Source organism: Streptomyces sp. NPDC107546, assembly GCF_055639175.1.
In genome coordinates, this window is record NZ_JBVKBA010000004.1 from 326,246 (window position 1) to 347,613 (window position 21,368).

Genomic DNA, 21,368 nt, shown 5'->3' on the forward strand with positions numbered 1-21,368 from the left:
TCCGAGAAGAGAAGCACTGTGCACCACCCCTTCACGCCGCTCGCCTCCGTGCCCGTGGACGTCGCCCGGGCACGGGTCCACGAGGAGGGCTGGCAGTCCTGGAGCCCGAGCGGCGCCTACGCCCTCGGTGAGAAGCCGCACCGCCCGGCGGACGACAACTGGGCGACCGTCTGCTACCGCCCCGGCCGCACCGTCCCCTCCGGCGCCTTCCAGGGCGAGGGGCTGCTGGCGCTCGACCCGGGCGACGGCACGCCGGTCCGGCTGTGGGCGGCGACCGACCCGTACCGAGCCGTGCCCTCCATCCGGCTGGAGGTGCACGGCGACCGGGCCGAGGTGAGCGCGGACGGGCCGGTCCGGGAGCTGACCGGCCCGGACATCCAGTCCGTCCTCGCCGAGTGGGCCGACGGTCTCGGCGTGGCGCCGCCGCGCCCCGCGCCGACCGTGTGGTGCTCCTGGTACGAGTACTTCACCGAGGTCACCGAGGACGACATCCACGAGAACCTGCGGGCGATGGACACCCTGGACCTGCCCGTCGACGTGGTCCAGATCGACGACGGCTACCAGAGCGCCCTCGGCGACTGGCTCACCCTCTCCGGCCGCTTCCGCTCGCGCGCGGGAATCGCCGACACGATCCGGGCGCGGGGACGCCGGGCCGGTATCTGGACGGCGCCGTTCCTGGTCGCCCCGGACAGCGAGCTGGCCACCGCCCACCCCGACTGGCTGGTCCGGGACATCGAGGGCGCGCCCGTGCACGCGGGCCACAACTGGGGCCACGACCTGTACGCCCTGGACACCACCCACCCGGATGCGGCGGCGTACCTGACGCACGTCTTCGCCACCCTGCGCAGCGAGGGCTACGACTACTTCAAGGTCGACTTCCTCTACGCGGGCGCCCTGGACGGCGTACGGCACCTTGGCGCCGATCCGCTGACGGCGTACCGGGCGGGCATCGCCCTGATCCGCGAAGCCATCGGCCCGGACGCGTACCTGCTGGGCTGCGGCGCGCCGATCCTGCCGTCCATCGGCCTGTTCGACGCGATGCGGGTCAGCCCCGACACGGCCCCGCACCGCCGCCCGGAGGCGGACGACTTCAGCCAGCCCGGGCAGGACCCCGCCGAGTTCACCGGCCGGGCACGCCAGTGGCAGCGGGGCCGCCTCTGGATCAACGACCCCGACTGCCTGATGGCGCGCCCGGCCGTGGAGACCCGCGAACGCTGGGCCGCCCATGTCGAGGCCACCGGGGGCCTGATGGCCTCCAGCGACCGTCTGCTGTCCCTGGACGCGTGGGGCGTGGCCACGACCCGCCGTCTCCTCACGAGAGGCGCCCGATGAAGCGCACCTTGTCCGTACCCGGCATCGCCTACGGCGGCGACTACAACCCCGAGCAGTGGCCCGAGGAGGTCTGGGCCGAGGACATGCGCCTGATGCGCGAGGCCGGGGTCACGATGGTCAGCGTCGGCATCTTCTCCTGGGCGCTGCTGGAGCCCGTCGAAGGCGTGTACGACTTCTCGCGCATGGACCGGATCCTCGATCTGCTGCACGAGAACGGCATCGCCGCCGACCTCGCCACGCCCACCGCGGCCCCGCCGGCCTGGTTCTTCCGGGCCCACCCCGAGGCGCTGCCCGTCGACCGCGAAGGCCGCACCCTGTCCTACGGCAGCCGGCAGACCTTCTGCCCGTCCAGCCCCGCCTACCGGGAGGCGGCCCTGCGCATCGCGGGCAGGCTGGCCGAGCGGTACGCCGACCACCCGGCCCTCGCGATGTGGCACGTCCACAACGAGTACGGCTGCCACAACGCCGAGTGCTACTGCGACACCAGCGCGGCGTCCTTCAGGGGCTGGCTGCGCGCCAAGTACGGCGACGACCTGGCGGCGCTCAACCACGCCTGGGGCACCGCCTTCTGGAGCCAGTGGTACTACGACTGGGACGAGATCCTGCCCCCGCGCGCGACGGGCGCCGTCCCCAACCCGACCCACCGGCTGGACTGGCGCCGCTTCTGCTCCGACGAGCTGCTGGAGCTGTACACGGCGGAGCGGGACGTGCTGCGCGCGGCGGCCCCCTCGACCCCGGCCACCACCAACTTCATGGTGAACTTCAGCTTCGAGGCGCTGGACTACTGGCGCTGGGCCCCGGAGCTGGACGTCGTCTCGAACGACCACTACCTGCGCTCGACGGACCCCGAGTCGCACATCGACATCGCGCTGAGCGGTGACCTGATGCGCTCGATGGCGGGCGGGCCCTGGTTCCTGATGGAGCACTCCACGGGAGCCGTGAACTGGCAGCCCGTCAACCGCGCCAAGGGCCCGGGCGAGCTGCGCCGCAACGCCCTCGCGCACGTCGCCCACGGCGCCGACGGCATCGCCTACTTCCAGTGGCGGGCCTCGAAGGCGGGCGCCGAGCAGTGGCACTCGGCGATGCTGCCGCACGCGGGCACGGACACTCAGGTCTGGCGGGACGTGGTCCGCCTCGGCGCCGACCTGAAGGCGCTCGCGGAAGTGCGCGGCAGCACCGGCACCGCCGAGGTCGCGATCGTCTGGGACTACAACGCCCGCTGGGCCCTGGAACTCCCCTCCCAGCCCAGCACCGACGTCCGCTTCGCGGAGCTGGTCCGCGCCTGGTACGAGCCGCTGTGGCGCACGGGCGTCGCCGTGGACTTCGTCCGCCCTGACGCGGACCTGTCCCCGTATCGCCTGGTCCTGGCGCCCAGCCTGTACCTGGTCGACGACGCGGGAGCGGCGAACCTCACCGGGTTCGCGGAGCGCGGCGGAACCCTCGCGGTGGGCTTCCACAGCGGGGCGGTGGACGAGAACTGCCACGTCCGGCTGGGCGGTTACCCCGGAGCCTTCCGGGAGGCGCTGGGTGTCAGGTCGGACGAGCTGTTCCCGCTGCTGTCGGGCGAGTCGGTGCCGCTGAGCGGCGGCGGGACGGCGACCCTGTGGTCGGAGCGGCTGCGCCTGGAGGGCGCCGAGGCCGTGTCGTCGTACGAGGAGGGCCCCCTGAAGGGCGTGCCCGCCGTGACGCGCCACGCCCATGGCGAGGGCACCGCCTGGTACCTGGCGACCCGGCCCGACCCGGACACCCTCGACGCCCTCCTGACCCGCATCCGCGGCGAGGCGGGCGTGGAGCCGGTGCGGACCGCCCCGGAGGGCGTGGAGGTCGTCCGGCGGCGGGGTCCGTCCGCGGACTACCTGTTCGTCATCGACCACACGCGCCGCGGCGCGCGGGTGACCGTCGCCGAGGACGCGGTGGAGCTGCTGACGGGCAAGCCGGCACCCGGCTCGGTGACGGTCGAGCCGGGCGAGGTGGCCGTCGTGCGGGAGCCCCGGCGGCCGTGACGCGACCGTGGCAGGGGCCCCGGCCGATCTCGGCAGGGGCCCCTGCCACGTCTCCTCCACCTCCCCCGCGGCCCCGCGCGCCCGCCTCGGCATGAGCTCGGCCTTCCCGAGGGGTGCGCGGGCTCCCTCGACCGTTCGGCCGATCCGGGTGGCCCTAATGGGCGCGGGCGACGAGGAGGGCGACGTCGTCGTGGTCGTCAGGGTGGCGCAGGCCGTCCAGCAGGAGGTCGCAGGTCTCCTCCAGGGGCCGCTGGGGCTGGTCGAGGAGGGCGAGCAGCATGTTCAGGCGGTCGTCGATGGAGTGGTGACGGGTCTCCACCAGGCCGTCCGTGTACAGGACCAGCAGGTCACCGGGGTCCAGTTCGGTGGTGGCGGTCTCGAAGGGGATGCCGCCGACGCCCAGCGGGGCCCCGCTGGGCAGGTCCAGCAGGGCAGGGGCACGGCCGACGCGGGCCAGCGCGGGCGGCAGGTGTCCCGCGTTGGCGATGCGGCACAGCCCCTGGTGGGGGTCGTAGACCGCGTACAGGCAGGTGACGATGTAGTGCTCCAGATCGCAGGTGATCTTGTCGAGGTGCTGGAGCACCACCTCGGGGTCGAGGTCGAGGTCCGCGTAGGCGCAGGTCGCCGTGCGCAGCCGGCCCATGGTGGCGGCGGCGTCGATGCCGTTGCCCATGACGTCGCCGACGACCAGCGCCGTCTTGTCGCCGGTCAGCGGGATGACGTCGTACCAGTCCCCGCCGACCTCGCTGGTGGTCTGGGCGGGCTGGTAGCGGGTGGCGAGGTCCAGGCCGGTGTGGTGCGGGGCGTGGTCGGGCAGCAGGCTGCGCTGCAGAGTGAGGGCGGTGTTGCGGACGCTCTGGTACCAGCGGGCGTTGTCCATGGCCACGGCGGCCCGGCCGGCCAGCTCGGTGGCCAGGATGACGTCGTCCTCGTCGAACGGCAGCGGGTTGCGGGTGCGCTTGAGGTCGAGGGCGCCGAGCACCTCGCCGCGCGCGATCAGCGGCACCGCGAGGTAGGAGTGGACCCCGGCACGCGCCAGCAACGTGGTGCCCTCGGGGTCGCGGGCGATGCGCTGCAGGTCGTGCTCGCCCACATGGCGCACCAGGACCGGCCGGCCGGTGTGCACGCACAGGGTGACCAGCCGGTCGCCGTCGTAGGCGGCGAGGTCGCCGGGGGAGTCGGCGGCGCGCAGGGCCACGGTGGGATGGGCCGCCTTGAGGGCCAGGGCGCGGAACAGCTCCGGGCCGCTGTCCAGTTTGCCGGTACGGCGGAAGGCGAGGGCGGAGTCGAGGACGTCCACGGCGACCACGTCGGCCAGCTCGGGCGCGGCGACCTCGGCCAGCTCGCGGGCGGTCTGCTCCACCTCCAGGGTGTTGCCCACGCGGGCGGAGGCGTCGGCGATGAGGGCGAGGCGCCGCCGGGCCCGGTCCGCCTCGGTGGCCGCGCGGTGCCGCTCGGTGACGTCGACGACCGAGGCGGCGGCGCCGAGAACGCGTCCGCCGGGGTCCTCGAGGCGGTAGAAGGACAGGGACCAGGCATGGTCGTGCTCGGGGTCGGCGGGGGTACGGCCCACGTGGTACTGGTCCAGGAGGGGGGTGCCGGTGGCCAGCACCTGGTGCAGGGCGGACTCGACGGTGTCGACGTCGGCGAAGGGCGCGGTCTCCCGCAGATGCCGGCCGATGTGCTCCTCGGCGGGGATGCCGTCGATGCGCTCCAGGGCGGGGTTCACCAGGAGGTAGCACAGGTCGGGGTCCATGAGGGCGAGGCCGATCGGGGACTGGTTGACCAGCCGCTCGCACAGCGCCAGGTCGGTCTCCAGACGCTGGAGGATGGTGTGGTCGGCGCCGATCCCCAGGGCGTAGACCTCCCCGCGGTCGTTCCACAACCGCATGTTGCGGAACTCCATCAGCCTGGTGTCGCCGTTCTTGTGCCGGATGGGGAAGGCACCGGCCCAGCTCCGGCCGGTCTGCATGACCTCGGTGAAGAGACTCAGCACGGTCTGGAAGTGCTCCGGGTGGACCAGCAGCCGCGCCGCGAACTGCCCGAGCGCCTCCTTCGGGGTGTAGCCGAACAATTCCTGGGCCTGCGGGCTCCAGAACACGATGCGCCCATCCTCGTCCAGCACCACCGCGGCGACGCTGAGCACGTCCAGCAGGCCGGTCCGCCGGGGGTGCCCGGGGCCGGAATCGTCGCCGTCCACCTGGAAGGGTTCGGCTGACATCGGGACCTCCCCTCCGCCTGCCGACGTGGCATGGCGACCTGTACCGCCATCGCTCCACGCCTGAATCAGGCTTCCGGTATCTCCATGCTGCCCCTGGGCGGGTGACCTGGACAGCCGGGGAAGCCGGGGGCCGCAGCCGGGAACCGCGCCGGGCGCGGCTTCGGGGCGCGCGGTGGTGTCCCTGCCACCCGGCCCCGACCGCCACCCGCGCGCGACGCGCCCCTGCCCCACCGGTGACGACAGTGCCTGGTGCTGTGGCCGGAAAGGTTCACCGGCTCACGACGCCCGGCACGGCACCTCGCCGCGTTGTCGCATCGCCCGAGTACATCCGGTACGCGGGCGACGCTCCGCGTTGCGATGCTCCCCCACTGCCTGAAGGGCGTGGGAGGTGCCCCCAGCACCGGACGCCGCGAGCTTTCCGGCAAACCTTTCCGGCCACAGCACTAGGCGGCCCGGCGCCCCGTGGGCCGACTGCGGACGATCACGAGCGGGTGCCCCCACGACGGCTTCCGCGGCGCCGGGCCAGCCACAGCGTCACGGCGCCGGCGGCGGCCACCAGCAGCACGGTGCGCTTGTCCCGTGCCGCCCGGGCCCCCTGGGCCGCCTTCTGCCGCAACGGCTCGGGCGCCTTCTCCTCCCACACCCGCCCGGCCTGTGACGCCTGCGCGCGGGCCTCGCCTACAGCCCGGGCCGCCTTGTCCCTGACCATGTCGGGCAGCCTGTCCTGCACCTGGTGCGCGATGCCGGCGGCCTTGGCCTTCAGCTCGGTGCCCTTCGCCGCGGCCTGCTCCTTGACTTCGGCGGCTTTGACCACGGCTTGCTCCTTGACTTCGGCGGCTTTGACCACGGCTTGCTCCTTGACTTCGGCGGCTTTGACCACGGCCTGCTCCTTCACCTCGGCCGCCTTCTCCTGGGCGCGGGCCTTGACGTCGGTTTTGGCCACCAGCGCCTCCACCGTCTGCCCCAGCTCCTCCCGGCGGTGCTCGAGCTGTACGCGCAGTTCCTCCGTGCCCGTGGCGGTCCGCTCGTCGCGAGTCGGCTTGCTCATCGGTGCGCACTCTCCTTGATCTCGGCCAGGTCGGCCTTCACGTTCTCGATCGTCTGCTCGGGCGCGGGCGGCGCGGCCCGGCCGACCTGCTTCTTCCCGGTCACGGCCAGGACCGCGGCGACAATGCCCAGCGCCACGGTGACGATCAGGGCGGCGGCCCACACCGGCAGTGGTACCGCCAGGGCCGCGATGACCGTGGCCACCAGGGCCTGCAGGGTGAGCAGACCCACGACTCCGGCGCCGCCGAACAGCCCGCCGCCCCTGCCGTAGCGCTTGCCCTTCTCCTTCATCTCCGCCTGCGCCAGCCTCAGTTCGCCGCGCACCAACTCCGTCAACTGCTGCGAGGCCCGCTGCACCAGCTCACTCACCGGCTCCTGACCGGAGCGGTTCACGCTGTGGTTGCGTCCGGTGTAGTGCGGCTGCGTGCTCGTCACGGAGATCACCACCCATCCGTATCGGTTCCTGCGATCGGCCGGCGCCCTGGCGCCCCGACCGTCCGGTGCGCTCGCGAGTACCCCGGTCAGCCCGTTTCAGGGCGCCCAACTCAGCCACTCCGCGCGGACTCCGCGCGCATCGGCAACGTTATGAACGGCGACTACCCGACTCTGATCAAGGATTTACCATCGTCGGATTGTTTCTGGACGAACCGCCCGGATAACGTCCTGGCAGAGGCCTCCCTCACTCAGCACACCGTGGGTCGGGCAAGGCTTCTGCGAGCATTTCCGGTCCGTCAACTTGTCTGTGCGCGCGTGCGGAACCGGCGAGGGCGGGGACATGGAAGAAGGCGGCGACGCGTTCGAAGGAGCACCGTCGAAACCGAGTGCACGTGAAGCCGTCACGCGCTCCACTTCTTCCGGGGTATTGGCTTCTTCCGTTTTCCGTGGCGTCACTTACGGAACATCAGGAACGCCCGGTCCGCGGTCGAGCGCACCGTACTGACGCAGTCCTCCCGTCCCCACGCGCACGCCACTCGGCGGTGACCGGCAGCGGCGGCATCGCGCCGCACATCCGCCGACACGGCGGTCCCGGCCGGACCAGCCCTGACCAGTCGCTCTCCATCGGCACCACACAGAAGGGCACTTCCTTGCGCTCAAGCGCCGAACACGCGACACCGAAGCAGCCGGGCGGCAGACGCAGACGCCGGGCGGGCTCCGCGGCGGCCGCTCTGCTGTCCGCCGCCGCACTCCTGGCCGGCGGACCGCTCACGGCGACCGCGTCCGCGGCCTCGGCCACCTCGGCGGCCCACGTCAAGCACCTGTGCGCCCACGCCACCAAGCCGGGTCACATGGCCTGCCTCGCCGAGGCCAGGACCGACATCGTCCAGCACATGACGCTCAGCCCGAACGCCACACCGTCCGGCTACGGCCCCTCGGACCTGCAGAGCGCCTACAACCTGCTGTCCGGCACGGCCGGTTCGGGCCGGACCGTGGCGATCGTCGACGCCATGGACGACCCCACCGCCGAGTCGGACCTCGCCACCTACCGGTCCCAGTACGGCCTTCCCGCCTGCACCACCGCGAACGGCTGCTTCCGCAAGGTCAACCAGACCGGCGGCACCACCTACCCGAGTGCGGACGCCGGATGGGCCGGTGAGATATCCCTCGACCTCGACATGGTCAGCGCCGTCTGCCCGCAGTGCCACATCCTGCTCGTCGAGGCGAACTCCCCCAGCGTGTCCGACCTCGGCACGGCCGAGAACGAGGCCGTCGCCCTCGGCGCGAAGTACGTCTCCAACTCCTTCGGCGGCACCGAGGACCCGAGCGAGACCACCGCGGACGTCCAGTACTTCAACCACCCCGGCGTCGCCATCACGGTCAGCGCCGGTGACGGCGGCTACGGCGCCGAGTACCCCGCCAGCTCCCCGTACGTCACGGCGGTCGGCGGCACCTCGCTCGTCCGCGCGAGCACCTCCCGGGGCTGGAGCGAGTCGGTGTGGTCCACCGACAGCACCGACGGCACGGGATCCGGATGCTCCGCGGTCGAGCCCAAGCCGTCCTGGCAGTGGGACACCGGCTGCTCCGGTCGCAGCGTCGCGGACGTCTCGGCGGTCGCCGACCCGGCCACCGGCGTCGCCGTCTACGACACCTACGGGGCCTCCGGCTGGGACGTCTACGGCGGCACCAGCGCGTCCTCGCCCATCGTCGCGGCCACCTACGCCCTCGCGGGCACCCCGACCGCGAACAGCTACCCCTCCTCGTACCTCTACGGCAACACGGCGACGCTGAACGACGTCACCACGGGGTCCAACGGGACCTGTTCTCCCGCCTATCTGTGCACCGCGGGCTCCGGTTACGACGGCCCGACGGGCCTCGGCACGCCCAACGGCACCGCCGCCTTCACCGGCGGACCGAACACCGTCAACGCGCTGCAGCCCGGACAGAAACTGACCTCCGGCCACCGGCTGAGCAGCGCGAACGTGACGCTGTCCATGGGCGGCGACGGCAACCTGGTCGCCTACCTCAAGACCGGCGCGGCGGGCAACGGCCCGGCGATCTGGTCCAGCCACACCTCGGGTCACTCGGGGGCGTACGCCTACATGCAGAGCGACGGCAACCTCGTCGTCTACGCCGCCGACGGCGGCGCCCTGTGGTCCACCCACACCTACGGTCACACCGGCGCCTACCTCCTGCTGCAGGACGACGGCAACCTCGTGGTGTACGGCGCCGGCGGCGGCCCCAGCACCGGCGGGTCGCTCTGGGCGGACGGCACCAACGTGCGCGCGACGACGATCAAGTCGGGCCTGAAGCTCAATGGCGGCTGGTGGACCCAGACCCGGTACACGCGCCTGGTGGTGCAGGCGGACGGCAATGTCGTGATGTACCGCACGCGCGACGGCAAGGCCATCTGGTCCACCGGAACCTACGGTCACGCGGGCGCCTACATGGACATGCAGAGCGACGGCAACCTGGTCGTCTACAAGAGCGGCGGCGGCCCCAGCACCGGCGGCGCCCTGTGGTCCACCCACACCTACGGCCACTCCGGCGCCTACGCCCTCATGCAGAGCGACGGCAACTTCGTCGTCTACAGGAGCGGCGGCGGCCCCGGCACGGGCGGCGCCCTGTGGGCCAGCAACACCTACAAGTCGGTTCCCTGACCTTCCCCACCACCGGCTGCCCCGCCCGACGAACGGGCGGGGCAGCCGCGTCCACCCCGCACATCACTTCGGCGCCGTGTCCTTGCAACTCTCCGAAACCTTCACCACGCCGAAGATCACCGGGAAATCGACCTGCTCACGCCCTGCGCCAGGCGCTGAGCAGTTCTTCAGGGCCGTATGCCGCCTGAAGGCCGGAACAAGTGACCCCGTTGCGGGAGACCGCCACGAGCGGTACCGGCTCGTCGGTGATCGCCGCCCGATGCTTCTGCAGAGCGGCCAGGTCGTGGCTGTCGAACGCCGAGTTCTCCAGCCACTTGACCGAACCGAGGAAGAGCAACTGCTTGGCCACCGGCTGCCGGTCGGCACCCACCAAGTCGATTTCGACGTCGTTGCTGCGCGTCCAGTACCCGCCGATCACCGGGGTGGGGGGCACGAGTCCGTCCGGCAGGAGGCGGGCGAGGGATTCCCGGACGAGGGGCTCGATCGCCCGCCCCCGCCAGCTCGTCCACTGCTCCTTGATCCGGCTCAGCGTGAGATCTCCCCGCATCCGCTCGATCTCCGCCATGTGCGGATCCAGAAACGCGAGCCAGAACCGGAGGTAGGGATCGGCCACGCGGTAGCGGCGCTCCTTCGACGGTCTCAGCGACAGGGGCAGCTCGGCTGCCACCACCCGTTTCTCGGTCAGGACATCAGTGGCCCGGGTGAGTGTGGTGTGGGCGATGCCACCCGCGGCGCGCGCAATGTTGGTGAAGGTTCGCTCTCCGCTGCCGATGGCGCGTAGGACTTCCCTGCTCATCGCCTGCGGTGGAAACTCCGCGGCCAGTGACCGCTCGGCGGAGACCAACAGCGCCGAGATCGGGTTGTCCAGCGAGTCGCGAAGGAACTCCCAGAGATCCGCTCCGGGCCGCCACTCCGCGCAGATCAGCGGGAGACCGCCCGTGACCAGGGCGGCGTCGAAGGCGGCCGCCGGCTCAAGTCCGAGCATCTCGCCGATGTCGGCCGGGTTCAGCGGCCCCACGACCATTTCCCGGCCCCTCTGGTGGAAGGGGCGGTCGTAGCTGTTGAGCGCTTCCATCATCGACAGGTCGGATCCGACCAGGAGGAGGAGTACGGGTTTGCGGCTGAGCAGACGGTCCCATGCCCGCTGGAGCATGCCCTCGAAGGCGTCGATGCGGTCCATGAGATAGGGAACCTCGTCGATGACGACCACGCTCGGGCTGTCGCCGGGAAGGATCTCCGCGAGCAGCCTGAATGCCGCATTCCACTGCTCTGGGGCCTCCTCCGAGAACAGTTCCCGCCCCGGGAGAGTGGACCTGGCGACGGCGTCGAGCAACTCCGTCAGCTCGTTCTCCGCCGTGCCGCCCGCCGCAGTGAAGAAGAGGTACGGCGTCTCGGTGCGCCGGAGAAATTCCTCGACGAGGCTGGACTTGCCGACCCGCCTCCGTCCGCGCATGAGGATGCACTGACCGGGTTTCGCCGACCCGACGGCATCGTGAACCGCCTGCAAGGCGTTGCCGAGGACGTTCAGCTCGCGGTCCCGCCCGATGAAACGACGCATGCACAGTCTCCCGCAAGAGATAGTATCGATGGAGATACTATCGCTACCGATACTTACCGGGCGCGATGCTCCTGACCGGACACTCCTGGACGCAACCAGAGACGTCTAAGCGGCTTGACGGAAACTGAGACGGACAACGTCGAAGGGCCCCACTGCGAACAGTGGAGCCCTTCGACATCGTGCCCGGTGAGGCACTGGCGGAGGATACGAGATTCGAACTCGTGAGGGGTTGCCCCCAACACGCTTTCCAAGCGTGCGCCCTAGGCCTCTAGGCGAATCCTCCGCCGGAAACATTACATGACGCCGGGGAGTGCTAGCGAACTCGTTCGGGACCCGGCGATCGGGTAGGCTGGGGCTCAGCCCCTCACGCGGCGCTATCTGACTGAACTCCCCCAGGGCCGGAAGGCAGCAAGGGTAGGTTGGCTCTGGCGGGTGCGTGGGGGGTCTTTCGCGTCCGGGGACCGGTGCCCAGGGGCGGGCGCCGGGGGCTCTGGCGGCGCTGCGACTCGGGCCGGGCGCTTTGTCAGTGGGCGCCTATAACCTCGTAAGCGTGTCGTCTCTCGCGCTGTACCGCCGCTATCGCCCGGAGTCCTTCGCCGAGGTCATCGGGCAAGAGCATGTCACCGACCCGCTGCAGCAGGCGCTGCGGAACAACCGGGTCAATCACGCGTACCTGTTCAGCGGGCCGCGCGGATGCGGCAAGACGACCAGCGCGCGGATCCTGGCCCGCTGTCTGAACTGTGAGCAAGGTCCCACGCCGACGCCGTGCGGCGAGTGCCAGTCCTGCCGCGACCTGGCGAGGAACGGACCGGGGTCGATCGACGTCATCGAGATCGACGCGGCCAGTCACGGTGGTGTGGACGACGCCCGCGACCTGCGGGAGAAGGCCTTCTTCGGGCCTGCGGGCAGCCGGTACAAGATCTACATCATCGACGAGGCCCACATGGTCACGTCGGCCGGTTTCAACGCGCTGCTCAAGGTCGTCGAGGAGCCGCCCGAGCACCTCAAGTTCATCTTCGCGACCACCGAGCCCGAGAAGGTCATCGGGACCATCCGGTCGCGTACGCACCACTACCCGTTCCGGCTCGTGCCGCCGGGTACCCTGCGGGACTATCTCGCCGAGGTGTGCGAGAAGGAGAAGATCCCCGTCGAGGACGGGGTTCTGCCGCTGGTCGTGCGGGCGGGCGCCGGGTCCGTGCGTGACTCCATGTCCGTCATGGACCAGCTGCTCGCGGGCGCGGGCCCCGACGGTGTGACGTATGCCATGGCCACCTCGCTGCTCGGGTACACGGACGGCTCGCTCCTCGACTCCGTCGTCGAGGCCTTCGCCACCGGGGACGGGGCCGCTGCCTTCGAGGTCGTCGACCGCGTGATCGAGGGGGGCAACGAGCCCCGTCGGTTCGTCGCCGACCTGCTGGAGCGGCTTCGGGACCTCGTCATCCTCGCCGCCGTGCCCGACGCCGCCGAGAAGGGGCTGATCGACGCCCCGGCCGACGTGCTGGAGCGCATGCAGGCCCAGGCGGGCGTCTTCGGCCCGGCCGAGCTGAGCCGCGCCGCCGACATCGTCAACGAGGGGCTCACCGAGATGCGCGGGGCCACCTCGCCCCGCCTGCAGCTCGAGCTGATCTGCGCACGGGTGCTGCTGCCCGCCGCATACGGGGACGCACGGTCCGTCATGGCCCGCCTGGACCGCCTGGAGCGCGGCGTCAACTTCTCCGGCGGCGGCGCGGGCCCCGCCACGGGGTATGTCCCCGGTCCCGAGGCGCACGGCGGGGCGAGCGCGGGGGTGTCGTCCGTTCCCGCGGTGCCGCCCGGCGGTGGTCCGGCCGCGGCCAGGGCGGCGGTGCGGGCCCAGGGCCCAGGCGCAGGCAGTGCGCAGGGGCCGGGTGCGTACGACGGTGCGGCGACGCCTGCTCCCGCACCGCCCGCACCGCCCGGCCCGCTCGCGGCGACGCCGCCGGCTCCCGCTCCCGTGCAGCCAGGGCCCCAGACCACCCCCGCGCCCGCTCAGCCAGGGCCCCAGGCCGCCCCTGCGCCCGCTCAGCCAGGGCCTCAGGCATCTCCTGCTCCCGCCGGTCACGGCGCCTGGCCCACCGCGGCCGCCGCAGGCAGCGGCCGACGGCCCGGCGGGTGGCCCACGGCGGCGCCCGCGGGCGGAGGGCAGCCCCCGGCCACGCCCACGCGACCGGCGGCGCCCGCAGCCACGCCGGCGCCGGCAGCCTCCGCTCCCGCACCGGCCGCCGCACCGGCGTCCGGCGGGCTCGACCCCCGCGGGATGTGGCCGAACATCCTGGAGGCGGTGAAGAACCGCCGCCGCTTCACCTGGATCCTGCTCAGTCAGAACGCGCAGGTCGTGGGGTTCGACGGGACGACGCTGCAGATCGGCTTCGTCAACGCCGGGGCCCGGGACAACTTCCTCAGCAGCGGCAGCGAGGACGTCCTGCGGCAGGCCCTGGGCGAGCAGTTCAACGTGCAGTGGAAGATCGAGGCGATCGTCGACCCCTCGGGCGGCTCGGCACCGCCGGCCTCGGGCCCCGGCTTCGGCGGCGGTTATCCGTCCGGTGGGGGCGGTGGCTACGGCTCGGGCGCCCCGTCGACGCCCCGTCCCGCACCCCAGCAGCCGGCTCCGGCTCCGGCTCCGGCCCCGCGCCCGGCGGCGCCCGCGACCCCAACCCCGGCTCCGGCGGCGCCCGCCCCCGCACCGACCGCGCCCCCCGCACCGGAGCGTCATGTGGTCGCCCCCGAGGACGACATGCCGGAGGACGACGACCCCGACCTCGACGAGTCGGCCCTCTCCGGCCACGAACTGATCGTCAGAGAGCTCGGGGCCACGGTGGTCGAGGAGTTCTCGAACGAGTAGGAACCCCGAGAGCGCGATGAGCGGGGAGTCCTGGGAGGAACCCACAAACCTCCGCCCCGCCCCTCTTCGGCGGCCCCCACAAGGTCACTCGCCCGCGCCCGTTAGGCTGACCCCGTGAAGGTCCTCGTCATCGGTAGCGGCGCCCGCGAACACGCCCTGTGCCGTTCCCTCTCCCTCGACCCCGACGTCACCGAGCTGCACTGTGCCCCCGGCAACGCGGGTATCGCCGAGGTGGCCCGGTTGCACCAGGTCGACGCCCTCGACGGACAGGCCGTGGCCGCGCTGGCCGGCGAGCTCGGCGCCGGGCTGGTCGTCGTCGGCCCGGAGGCGCCGCTCGTCGCAGGGGTCGCCGACGCCGTGCGCGGGGCAGGGATCCCCGTCTTCGGCCCCTCCAAGGAGGCCGCGCAGCTCGAGGGCTCCAAGGCCTTCGCCAAGGACGTGATGGCGGCCGCGGGTGTCCCCACCGCACGGTCGTACGTCTGCACGAACGCCGAGGAGGTCGAGGAGGCGCTCGACGCCTTCGGCGCCCCGTACGTCGTGAAGGACGACGGCCTCGCCGCCGGCAAGGGCGTCGTCGTCACCGCCGACCTCGAGGTCGCCAGGGACCACGCGGCCGCCTGTGAGCGTGTCGTCATCGAGGAGTTCCTCGACGGCCCCGAGGTGTCCCTGTTCGCCGTCACCGACGGCGAGACGGTCGTCCCGCTCCAGCCCGCCCAGGACTTCAAGCGCGCCCTGGACGGCGACGAGGGACCGAACACCGGCGGCATGGGCGCGTACTCGCCGCTGCCGTGGGCCGACCCGAAGCTGGTCGAGGAGGTGCTGCAGACGGTTCTGCAGCCGACCGTCGACGAGATGCGCCGCCGCGGCACGCCGTTCTCCGGGCTGCTGTACGCGGGACTCGCGATCACCTCGCGCGGCGTTCGGGTCATCGAGTTCAACGCCCGTTTCGGCGACCCCGAGACCCAGGTCGTCCTCGCCCGGCTGAAGACCCCGCTCGCCGGTGTGCTGCTGGCCGCCGCGAACGGCACCCTCGCCGACCTCCCGCCACTGCGCTGGAGCGACGACGCGGCCGTCACCGTGGTCGTGGCCTCCCACAACTACCCGGGCACCCCGCGCACCGGCGACTCGATCACCGGGCTCGACGAGGTGGCGGTCCAGGACGCCCCGCACGCTTACGTCCTGCACGCCGGCACCCGGCGCGAGGGCGACGCGGTGGTGAGCGCGGGCGGCCGCGTGCTGTCCGTCACGGCGACCGGTGCGGACCTCACCGAGGCGCGCCGCCGGGCGTACGCGGCGGTGGGGCGCATCGGACTCGAGGGCTCCCAGCACCGTACGGACATCGCGGCCAAGGCCGCGGGCGCCGGCATCTGAAACGTCGGCGCCGGCATCCGACACGCCGGCGTCCGGCCTCGGCGCGTCCGCGCCGTGGTCACGCCGGGCGATGAACCTCGTGGGCCCCGGATCCGTCTCAGGATGCGGGGCCCGTGTCATGCGGTGGTGTCATGTGGTGGTGTCGCGCGAAGGCTCGGCGCGGACCGGGCGGAATCCTGACCCGGCCGTTGCCCTGCGTCAGCCACCTTTCCCCAAAGCCATTCCATCGAGTGAGCGGTGTCCCGTCCGGCTGACGACGGCCGGAGCCCCCAACTAGGGTGCGGCGCAGGCGTTCCGGCACTTGGCCCACCGGCATTGCGATGTCAGTGGTGGGTGCCACAGTGGGGGAGTGAGCAACGCACGGGCATCCGGCGGCGACTTCCGTGACGCAGAGCGTCACGGCACGCGTCGTGCCGGGCAGAGGCGGGTCGGAGGGGGTGACGTCAGGTCGTGACCGGTATGGGTGTGGAGGCGGGCGCGCAGGCCGCGCGCTCACGGGCCCTCGCCGTGCTGCGGATCCGCAGCCGGGCGCTGGCCGTCGCCCTGCTGCCCGCGGCCGTCGCCGTCGTGCTGCTCGTCGGCGGTGCCACGGGTCACCTCGGCGGAGAGCGCTGGGGGACCGCCCGCTGGATCGTGACCGGCATCGCCGTGGTGGTCCTGCTGTGCGCCGCCGGTATCGCCCTCGTGATCGCCCGCGCCCGCCCGGCCATGAGCCCGACGGTGCCGATAGCGGAGGACGCGGCACCCGATCTGTACCGGATGGTCAGAGACCTGGCCGACCGCCTCGACGTGCCGGCGCCGTCCGCCATAGCGCTGACCCCGGACTGCGACAGCTGGCTGGAGGACCGCACCCACCCCGCTCACGGCCCGCCGGGCCCGCCGCCCGGGGAGGAGATATCCGGCGCCCGCGGCATACGCGGTCTCTCGGCCCCCCGACAGCACCGGGCCGCGACCGCGCCCGTACTCGTCATCGGCTCGCCGTTCCTGTGGTGGATGCGGGTGGGCGAGCTGCGGGCGGTCCTCGCCCCGGTGGTCGCCGGTACGGGACCGTCGGCGCACCCGGACATAGCGGCGGCACGGCGCTTCGTCCGGGGGCTGGACGCCGCGGTGGCGGTGACGTCGGCACCGGCGCACGGGCCCGTGATCCGTACGGTGCTGGCGGGCGTCGGCTGGGTGGCGCGACTGCTGTTGCGCAGCTGTCGCGGGCATGCGGAGGAGATGGAGCGGGGGGTGGCGGCGGCTGCGGCCGAGCGGGCACAGGCTGTGGACTACGGGGTGCGGATCGTTGCGCAGGAGCAGGTGGGGCTGGCGTACGCGGGCTGGGACCGGCTGCTGACCCGGGTGGCGCTGCCGGCCTGGCGGATGGGCCGTTGGCCCTCGCGCCTGGACGCGGGCGTGGTCGCGGCGCTCACGGAGCTGTCGCGCCGGGACCGGCTGGCCGAGGGCTTCACCTCGCGGCTGGGAGAGCGGCCGGCCTGTGACCTGCTCGAGGAGCCCGGCCTGGTGGACGAGGCGGCGTCCCTGCTCGCTGCCCGCCTCTTCCACGGAGGCCCGGCCGAGCCCGGTCCCCATTGGGCGCCGGTGGACTGGCAGGAGTACCCGGACGAGGTCGTCGACCGCAAGTGGCGCACGGACGCGGCCCGCCTGCACCGCGTCCTGGACGCCCTCGGCGTCCACCACGCCCGCCACGAAACGGTCCCCGAGGCGGGCGGACCGACGCTGGAGCGGGTCCTGGAGTACCTGACGGTCCGCCCGGCCGCCGACGCGAGCGGCACGCCGACGGGTGAGGGCGGGAGCGTCAGGGGTGAGCGTGGGTCCGACGGCGTACGTCTCCCGGGCGAGGACGGCGCCGACGACGAGACCGCCGACGTTCCCGACGACGACGCGGTCGCCAGTGTGCGGACCGCCGCGCTCGCCGCCGGGCTCAGCACCGAGATGGCGCGGGAGGAGGCGGCGGGGGCGATGCCCGGCGGCGCCGGGGTACAGGGACAGGGGCCGGACCGTGCGGTGTGGGACGCCGCCGCGATGCTCCCGCTGTTCCCGCTCCAGCCGCCCCGCACCGGCCGCGAACTGCTTGTCGACCACGTCGCCGCGGTGGTGTGCTGCGCCGCGATGGACACGGCGGGAGCGGCACCGGGCCTCGACTGGCTGGACGGCCCGTCCCTCCTGGTGAGGGGCGAACGCGCGGCCGACCTCTCCCCCCGGGTCCGCACCCTCGTCGAGGAGGGCGACCCCACCCCGCTGCGCACCTGGCTCCGCACCCTCGGCGTACGCCCCGAGAAACCGGTCCGCCTGGTCTGACGACCGCTGACGACCGCCGACGACTGCTCCGCCTGGTCCGACAGCCGCTCCGCCTGGTCGTACGACCGCTCCGACCGCTCCGACCGGTCCGAGGGCGGGGTCCGCCCGGTCCGAGGACCGATGTGCATGATCCGACGACCGCTCCGCCTGGGCCGAGACCGCACTGACCTGGGGCTGACCTGGGGCTGACTTGGGGCTGACCTGGGGAAACCCCGCCCGCCCCGTTCCACAAGCCCGACCCCTGGCCGCAGAATCCCATTCCGTTCACGTCAATTCGCGACGAACGGTGACGGAGTGGGTGCGTTATGTGATGTGCTGGGTACCGATCGCGTACTCGGTAAGGGCTTACGTACGGCTCACGGGGGACGAGGGAGGGGACACGCATGGGGTCGGAACACATCCGCCGGTGGGAGTCGGGTGCTCTCGCGCACGCCGTGACGGATCCTTTCGGCCAGGGTCCCGTTCCCTGGCTTCGGGGCAGTGAGACGTACTTCGACGACACGGGCCACGTGGTCCCCTGGTACGTGGACCCGGCCCCGGCCCACGTCCCCGCCCAGGGCCAGAAGGGGGCTCGGATCCCGGCGCCCCGCACCGGCGGCCCCCGCTCCGCGGACGACGTCCACCGCCAGATCAAGGGCTTCACCTCGACCGGCGCCGTCGCTCCCGGCGAGGCCCTGGACTTCCACATCACCGTCGACCCGCCCCAGGAGTTCGCCGTCGACGTGTACCGGATCGGGCACTACAGCGGCGACGGAGCGGCCAAGATCACCACGAGCCCCCGTCTCTCGGGCATCGTCCAGCCGCCGCCGCTCACCGCGGACCGCACGGTCTCCTGTCATCACTGGTGGCTGTCCTGGCGGCTGCAGATCCCGTCGTACTGGAGTGTCGGCGCTTACGTCGCCGTGCTGACCACCGCCGACGGCTACCGCTCCCACGTCCCGTTCACCGTCCGCGACGCCCGCCCGGCCGATCTGCTCCTACTGCTCCCGGACATCACCTGGCAGGCGTACAACCTCTACCCGGAGGACGGCCGCACCGGAGCCAGCCTCTACCACGCCTGGGACGACAGCGGTCGGTTGCTCGGCGAGGCCGACGCCGCCACCACGGTCTCCTTCGACCGCCCGTACGCCGGCGCGGGCCTGCCTCTGCACGTCGGTCACGCGTACGACTTCATCCGCTGGGCCGAGCGGTACGGCTACGACCTCGCCTACGCCGACGCCCGCGATCTGCACGCCGGCCGCGTCGACCCCACCCGCTACCGCGGCCTCGTCTTCCCAGGGCACGACGAGTACTGGTCGGCGCAGATGCGCCGCACCGTGGAGCTCGCCCGCGAGCACGGCACGTCGCTGGTCTTCCTCTCCGCCAACACCATGTACTGGCAGGTGGAACTCGGCCCGTCCGCGTCCGGCGTCCCCGACCGCCTGCTCACCTGCCGCAAGCGACGCGGCCCCGGAAAGCCGGTTCTGTGGCGGGAAATCGACCGTGCGGAGCAGGAGCTGATCGGCATCCAGTACGCGGGCCGGGTGCCCGAGCCCCACCCGCTCGTGGTCCGCAACGCCGACCACTGGCTGTGGGAGGGGACCGGCGCCGACGAGGGCGACAAGCTGGACGGGATGGTCGCCGGGGAGGCGGACCGTTACTTCCCGCGCGCCCCACTGCCCGACCACGAGGGCCGCGTCCTGCTCGCCCACTCCCCGTACCGTGACGGCGAGGGCGTCCCGCGCCACCAGGAGACCTCCCTCTACCGCGCCCCTTCCGGCGCCCTGGTCTTCGCGTCCGGGACGTTCGCTTGGTCCCCCGCGCTGGACCGCCCAGGCCACGTCGAACCCCGTGTCCAGCAGGCGACGGCGAACCTCCTGGACCGCATCTGCAAACGGGACTGAACCCACCCCTCCCCGGCCCCGCGGACCGACGCGCTCCCGGCATGGGGGACAATCGAGCCATTGGGAGAGAACCACGGGGAGGGACCGTGTCCGGATTCGTCGAAAAGCCCGAACCCGTCCAGGTGCCGGGGCTGGTGCATCTGCACACCGGGAAGGTGCGCGACCTGTACCAGAACGAGGCGGGTGACCTCGTGATGGTCGCCAGCGACCGTACGTCCGCATTCGACTGGGTGCTGCCGACCGAGATCCCGGACAAGGGCCGGATCCTCACCCAGCTGTCGCTCTGGTGGTTCGACCTGCTCCGGGACCTGGTTCCGAGTCACGTCCTGAGCACCGAACTCCCGCCGGGCGCCCCCGCGGACTGGGCCGGCCGCACCCTGGTCTGCAAGTCCCTGACGATGGTCCCGGTGGAGTGCGTGGCCCGCGGCTACCTCACCGGCTCGGGCCTCGCCGAGTACAAGGAGTCCCGCACCGTCTGCGGCCTCGCCCTGCCCGAGGGCCTGGTCGACGGCTCGGAGCTGCCCGCCCCGATCTTCACCCCGGCGACCAAGGCCGCGGTCGGCGAGCACGACGAGAACGTCTCCTACGAGGAGGTCGCCCGCAAGGTCGGCGCCGAGACCGCGGCCCAGCTGCGGCAGGCGACTCTCGCCGTCTACGGACGCGCCCGCGACATCGCCCGCGACCGCGGGATCATCCTCGCGGACACCAAGTTCGAGTTCGGCTACGACGGAGACACCCTCGTCCTCGCCGACGAGGTCCTCACCCCGGACTCCTCCCGCTTCTGGCCGGCCGACCAGTGGCAGCCGGGCCGCTCCCAGCCGTCGTTCGACAAGCAGTTCGTACGGGACTGGCTCACCTCCCCCGCCTCCGGCTGGGACCGCACGAGCGAGCAGCCCCCGCCGCCGCTGCCGCAGGAGATCGTGGAGGCGACCCGCGCGAAGTACGTGGAGGCGTACGAGCGCCTGACCGGCGTGCGCTGGTCCTAGCCGACCCGGCCGACCGCAGACGACCGCACACAGGGCCCGGCGCTCGGCCGGGCCCCGACGGCGGCCACGAGCATCCGGACGCACCCCGAGGCACACGAAAAGCCCCCGGCCTGGGCCGGGGGCTTTTCTCTGGAGCGGACGACGAGGCTCGAACTCGCGACCTCAACCTTGGCAAGGTTGCGCTCTACCAACTGAGCTACGTCCGCACTGCGCGCTGCGCGAAGCCAACTATACCCAACCTCGCTCATGGGTGGTGCGCACGTGGGCACGCGGCGCTGTGGCAACCTTCACACCGCCCGAGGTGCCGCGGACACGAGAAAGGCCCCGGTCGATCGACCGGGGCCTTTCTCATGTGGAGCGGACGACGAGGCTCGAACTCGCGACCTCAACCTTGGCAAGGTTGCGCTCTACCAACTGAGCTACGTCCGCACTGCCTCCGACCGGCTCTCACCGATCGGTGCGAGCACCAGCCTACCTGATCCACAAGGGTGGTCGGACCGGTGTCGTGGAGCGGGTGACAGGGATTGCACACTGCGCCTCCCCCTTGGAAAGGGGGTGTTCTGCTACTGAACTACACCCGCGTGACCCCTCAGGCCTCGGCCTTCGTGGCCTCGCCCCTCGGCGTGCTCAGACTCTAGCTGATCACCAGGGGTGCAACGCAAGTCGGTTGCGTGCGTGCGCGGATGGGCAGTTGAGGCGCCCCCACGAGGG

12 protein-coding genes, 4 tRNA genes and 1 other RNA gene are annotated in these 21,368 nt (G+C 72.3%); 9 read left to right on the forward strand and 8 right to left on the reverse strand.

Annotation, left to right across the window (positions count from 1 at the left end):
- Positions 1-18 precede the first annotated feature (18 nt).
- Both ACZ7L1_RS08435 and ACZ7L1_RS08440 read left to right on the forward strand, forming a co-directional pair.
- A complete protein-coding gene (locus ACZ7L1_RS08435) occupies positions 19-1,332 on the forward strand; it encodes a glycoside hydrolase family 36 protein (RefSeq protein WP_471435315.1) in 1,314 nt (437 codons plus the stop codon).
- Complete coding sequence (locus ACZ7L1_RS08440) at positions 1,329-3,335, forward strand: beta-galactosidase (protein ID WP_471435317.1); 2,007 nt, start codon at positions 1,329-1,331, stop codon at positions 3,333-3,335. The genes ACZ7L1_RS08435 and ACZ7L1_RS08440 overlap by 4 nt, the downstream gene beginning before the upstream one ends.
- Positions 3,336-3,489: 154 nt before the next feature.
- Here ACZ7L1_RS08440 and ACZ7L1_RS08445 read toward each other — a convergent pair whose 3' ends face one another.
- The 3 genes from ACZ7L1_RS08445 to ACZ7L1_RS08455 form a co-directional block, all read right to left on the reverse strand.
- Positions 3,490-5,556 (reverse strand): SpoIIE family protein phosphatase, encoded by a 2,067-nt coding sequence (locus ACZ7L1_RS08445; RefSeq protein WP_471435319.1) that lies wholly within the window; start codon positions 5,554-5,556, stop codon positions 3,490-3,492.
- A 481-nt stretch (positions 5,557-6,037) separates the two neighbouring features.
- A complete protein-coding gene (locus ACZ7L1_RS08450) occupies positions 6,038-6,604 on the reverse strand; it encodes a DUF3618 domain-containing protein (protein ID WP_471435321.1) in 567 nt (188 codons plus the stop codon).
- The gene (locus ACZ7L1_RS08455) at positions 6,601-6,972 is read right to left on the reverse strand and encodes a phage holin family protein (protein WP_471435419.1); all 372 of its coding nucleotides are present in this window, start codon (positions 6,970-6,972) and stop codon (positions 6,601-6,603) included. The genes ACZ7L1_RS08450 and ACZ7L1_RS08455 overlap by 4 nt, the downstream gene beginning before the upstream one ends.
- A 797-nt stretch (positions 6,973-7,769) precedes the next feature.
- Here ACZ7L1_RS08455 and ACZ7L1_RS08460 point away from each other — a divergent pair.
- Entirely contained in the window at positions 7,770-9,698 is a 1,929-nt protein-coding gene (locus ACZ7L1_RS08460) for a hypothetical protein (protein ID WP_471435421.1), read from the forward strand.
- A gap of 136 nt (positions 9,699-9,834) precedes the next feature.
- Here ACZ7L1_RS08460 and ACZ7L1_RS08465 read toward each other — a convergent pair whose 3' ends face one another.
- Positions 9,835-11,256, reverse strand: a complete 1,422-nt coding sequence (locus ACZ7L1_RS08465; RefSeq protein ID WP_471435323.1) for an ATP-binding protein — start codon at positions 11,254-11,256, stop codon at positions 9,835-9,837.
- Positions 11,257-11,451: 195 nt separating this feature from the next.
- Positions 11,452-11,539: transfer RNA gene (locus tag ACZ7L1_RS08470), tRNA-Ser, on the reverse strand.
- Between the two features lie 72 nt (positions 11,540-11,611).
- Here ACZ7L1_RS08470 and ffs point away from each other — a divergent pair.
- From ffs to ACZ7L1_RS08500, 6 genes are all read left to right on the forward strand, one after another.
- An RNA gene (gene ffs, locus ACZ7L1_RS08475) (signal recognition particle sRNA small type) lies at positions 11,612-11,708 on the forward strand.
- Between the two features lie 98 nt (positions 11,709-11,806).
- Positions 11,807-14,116, forward strand: coding sequence for a DNA polymerase III subunit gamma and tau (locus ACZ7L1_RS08480; RefSeq protein WP_471435325.1), 2,310 nt, complete (start codon positions 11,807-11,809; stop codon positions 14,114-14,116).
- A 114-nt stretch (positions 14,117-14,230) separates the two neighbouring features.
- Positions 14,231-15,487 carry a phosphoribosylamine--glycine ligase gene (gene purD / locus ACZ7L1_RS08485; RefSeq protein ID WP_471435327.1) on the forward strand — a complete coding sequence of 419 codons (1,257 nt, stop codon included), beginning with the start codon at positions 14,231-14,233 and terminating at the stop codon, positions 15,485-15,487.
- A 459-nt stretch (positions 15,488-15,946) separates the two neighbouring features.
- Positions 15,947-17,788 carry a hypothetical protein gene (locus tag ACZ7L1_RS08490; RefSeq protein ID WP_471435422.1) on the forward strand — a complete coding sequence of 614 codons (1,842 nt, stop codon included), beginning with the start codon at positions 15,947-15,949 and terminating at the stop codon, positions 17,786-17,788.
- A gap of 383 nt (positions 17,789-18,171) precedes the next feature.
- Positions 18,172-19,671, forward strand: a complete 1,500-nt coding sequence (locus tag ACZ7L1_RS08495; RefSeq protein ID WP_471435329.1) for a N,N-dimethylformamidase beta subunit family domain-containing protein — start codon at positions 18,172-18,174, stop codon at positions 19,669-19,671.
- A gap of 86 nt (positions 19,672-19,757) precedes the next feature.
- On the forward strand, positions 19,758-20,657 hold the full coding sequence (locus ACZ7L1_RS08500; RefSeq protein WP_471435331.1) for a phosphoribosylaminoimidazolesuccinocarboxamide synthase: 900 nt from the start codon (positions 19,758-19,760) through the stop codon (positions 20,655-20,657).
- Positions 20,658-20,787: 130 nt separating this feature from the next.
- Here the strand turns inward: ACZ7L1_RS08500 and ACZ7L1_RS08505 are convergent.
- The 3 genes from ACZ7L1_RS08505 to ACZ7L1_RS08515 form a co-directional block, all read right to left on the reverse strand.
- Positions 20,788-20,863, reverse strand: a tRNA-Gly gene (locus ACZ7L1_RS08505).
- A gap of 147 nt (positions 20,864-21,010) precedes the next feature.
- Positions 21,011-21,086 (reverse strand) — tRNA-Gly (locus tag ACZ7L1_RS08510).
- A gap of 77 nt (positions 21,087-21,163) precedes the next feature.
- A tRNA-Gly gene (locus ACZ7L1_RS08515) sits at positions 21,164-21,238 on the reverse strand.
- Positions 21,239-21,368 lie beyond the last annotated feature (130 nt).

Excerpts from the sequence above, each read along its gene's own strand:
- ACZ7L1_RS08465 (WP_471435323.1), bottom strand. The coding sequence starts at position 11,256 with ATGCGTCGTTTCATCGGGCGGGACCGCGAGCTGAACGTCCTCGGCAAC.
- ACZ7L1_RS08490 (WP_471435422.1), top strand. The coding sequence starts at position 15,947 with ATGGGTGTGGAGGCGGGCGCGCAGGCCGCGCGCTCACGGGCCCTCGCC.
- ACZ7L1_RS08495 (WP_471435329.1), top strand. The coding sequence starts at position 18,172 with ATGGGGTCGGAACACATCCGCCGGTGGGAGTCGGGTGCTCTCGCGCAC.
- ACZ7L1_RS08450 (WP_471435321.1), bottom strand. The coding sequence starts at position 6,604 with ATGAGCAAGCCGACTCGCGACGAGCGGACCGCCACGGGCACGGAGGAA.
- ACZ7L1_RS08440 (WP_471435317.1), top strand. The coding sequence starts at position 1,329 with ATGAAGCGCACCTTGTCCGTACCCGGCATCGCCTACGGCGGCGACTAC.
- ACZ7L1_RS08445 (WP_471435319.1), bottom strand. The coding sequence starts at position 5,556 with ATGTCAGCCGAACCCTTCCAGGTGGACGGCGACGATTCCGGCCCCGGG.